The sequence below is a fragment of the Cytophagia bacterium CHB2 genome (assembly GCA_030263535.1).
In the GTDB taxonomy this organism is placed as follows: domain Bacteria; phylum Zhuqueibacterota; class Zhuqueibacteria; order Zhuqueibacterales; family Zhuqueibacteraceae; genus Coneutiohabitans.
Window position 1 is genome coordinate 1 of sequence record SZPB01000567.1, and the last position, 2701, is coordinate 2701.

General features: G+C 53.2%; 2 protein-coding genes. Both read left to right on the plus strand.

Going from position 1 to position 2701, the window contains the following annotated elements:
- The first annotated feature begins 451 nt into the window (after positions 1–451).
- On the plus strand, positions 452–1645 hold the full coding sequence (locus tag FBQ85_28965; GenBank protein MDL1879166.1) for an amidohydrolase: 1194 nt from the start codon (positions 452–454) through the stop codon (positions 1643–1645).
- A 381-nt stretch (positions 1646–2026) separates the two neighbouring features.
- Positions 2027–2701 (plus strand): radical SAM protein (locus tag FBQ85_28970; protein MDL1879167.1); only part of this gene is annotated, 675 nt, incomplete at its 3' end.

The window sequence follows — 2701 nt, forward strand, 5'->3', positions numbered from 1 at the left end:
CTATTTACAAAAAAAGATTTGAGCTCAAAGTCGGAAGGTGTCAGATTAATCCCAAACGGTAGGAACGATAGCGGCGTGACAAGTCGAATCAGGAATGATATTTCAGCGCCGAGATTTCTTCATCCGAAATGTCATTCAGACGAATCCTGTGAAGGACTCGGCAATTTGCCTGCAACTTCACAAGCTTCCTGGATGACACACAAGGATGGATATGTTTTTCAAAGTAACAGTGTACGAGGTGTCTTCGTGGTATTCCAAATCAGCCGGGTTTATTGCTGCACGCAGGGCTTCCGATTTCAGCTTGTCTGAAAATCGGGGTAGTCCATAACCAATCTTTTTTTGAAAATAGCAAGAAATCCCACGCAATGTGCAGAGCAACAAAGAACACGCAACGTCTTTCTTCGCGGATTCTCTGCGTCTTTGCACCTTTGCGTACGCTTTTGTTTTTCGTATGGCCTTACCATTAAAACGCGCCACTTCTTTCATCAACGCCAGAGTCCTAAACGAGGATGGCATCATCGCCGCTTCACTTCGTTTGAAGCGCGGCCGCTTTGATGAAACCGACGCACAGCCTCACAACGGCGATTTGATTGTCGATCTCAATGGCGACCTTATCGCGCCGGGCTTGATCAATGCCCACGATCATCTCGAATTCAACTGCTTCAAGCGCCTGAAATGGCGCGAGAAGTATCGCAATGCCGCGGAGTGGATTGCCGACTTTCAGCCGCGCTTTGAAACAGATCCGGATTTGCTCGGGCCATTGGCAATTCCCCTCGCCGATCGGCTCTGGATCGGCGGCCTCAAGAATTTGCTCAGCGGCGTCACGACAGTATGCCATCACAATCCCTGGCATCGCGCGCTGGACAACGGCTTTCCGGTGCGCGTCGTCAAAAACTTTCGCTACAGCCACTCGCTGCTGATCGATGGCGACAAAGTTGCAAACAGCTACCGTCGCACGCCGCACGATTGGCCCTGGATCATCCACCTCGCCGAAGGCATTGACGATGCGGCCGCAGCGGAGTTGACGCGGTTACAGGCATTGCAATGTTTGCACGCCAACACCGTTCTCGTCCACGGCGTTGGATTTACAACCGCCGATCACGCGCGTGTGATCGACAGCGGCGGAGCATTGATTTGGTGCCCGTCCTCGAATCAATTTCTTTTCGGAGAAACCGCGAACATAGCCGCATTTACCGCAGCGCATCGGGTTGCGCTCGGCAGCGACTCACGCTTGAGCGGCGAGCGTGATTTTCTAGCGGAGTTGAAAATCGCGCATGCTGCAAATCAAGTTGATGCCAAAACTCTGTTTCGCATGATCACCTGTGATGCCGCGAAAATTCTGCGCCTGCCGTACGCCGGGCGCATCGCCGCAAATCTGCCCGCGGATTTGACGGTTTTTCGATCAACAAAGGCAGATCCGTTCGCGTGCATCATTTCAGCGCAACGCGCGGATATCCGCCTGGTGATGATCGCCGGCCAGCCGCAAATCGGCGATTTGGACATGGCTCCGTTTTTCGCAGCCGCGAAGGTGGCAACCGCCCGTATCAGAATCGACGGCGTTGATAAACTGATGGCCGCCGGCATTGCGCATCGCCTGCAACGCGCCGCAGTTAGCGAGCCAGGCCTGGATATTTTTCGAGCGTAATAATTTCCAGTCCAAACGAGCCGGAACCAAAAAGAGAAGCAACGAACCACGCATTTCACGGAGCAAGAAATCCGCAACCAAAGCTTTTGAAGCCACGGATGAACACGGATCTTCACGGATTTTTGCTAGATTTTTTGAAAATAGTCTAAAGAACAACAGTTGTGAGTTTTCAAACGGAAATTATCTCGCTCACATCCGTGTTTCATCAGTGCGCATCCGTGGCCCAAAAACTTTGCTAAAAAAATGTTGCAGATCTGTAGCACGGATTGATTTCTTCTCAGTAATCTGTAAAATCCGTGGTTAAATCCTTTGTCTCTTGGGGCAGCGATTTCGCTACAAAGACACTAACGCATCACGACAAACTGCAAGGATTGACTTCCCATGTCCCGCAAGAAGAAAATCGTCTTCTTCTTTCCCTCCTACGGCAGTGATGAAGCCTGCCCGCCGCTCGCCCTCATCGCCATTGCCGGGCCGCTGGTCACCGCCGGCTATGAAGTCAAAATTATCGATGCCGCGCTCGAGCCGGATTACGTCAACGCCGTGTTGCGCGAAATGGATGATGCCCTCTGCCTGGGCATGTCGTTCATCACCGGCTCCATGATCGACGGCGCCGTGCACGTGGGCCGCGCCGTGAAGGAAAAGTATCCTGATATCCCCATCGTGCTGGGCGGCTGGCATCCCTCGATTTTGCCCGAGCAAACCCTTGCCGCCTCGTTCGTCGACGTCGTGGCTTTGCGCCAGGGCGAAATGACCATGCTGGAATTGGCGCAGCGTTTTTCCGAGGGCGCCTCGCTCGCAGACGTGACTGGCATTCTCTGGAAAAATCGTAACGGCATCCAGTGGAATCCGGCGCGCCATTATCCGCATGTCGCTGAGCTGCCCAGCCGCATTCCCGGCTATGATCTCATGGATTATGATCGCTACGAAGCCTTGCACGGCATGCGGTGGATCATGTATTCCTCCAGCCACGGCTGCCCCTATAATTGCAGCTATTGCTCCAACGCCTCGGTTTATGGCCGCAATCTCGACGTGCTCCCGGTAGAACAAGTCGTCGAT

What these genes read in the sequence shown, in the direction of transcription:
- FBQ85_28965 (MDL1879166.1), top strand. Translation starts at nt 452, where the DNA reads ATGGCCTTACCATTAAAACGCGCCACTTCTTTCATCAACGCCAGAGTC.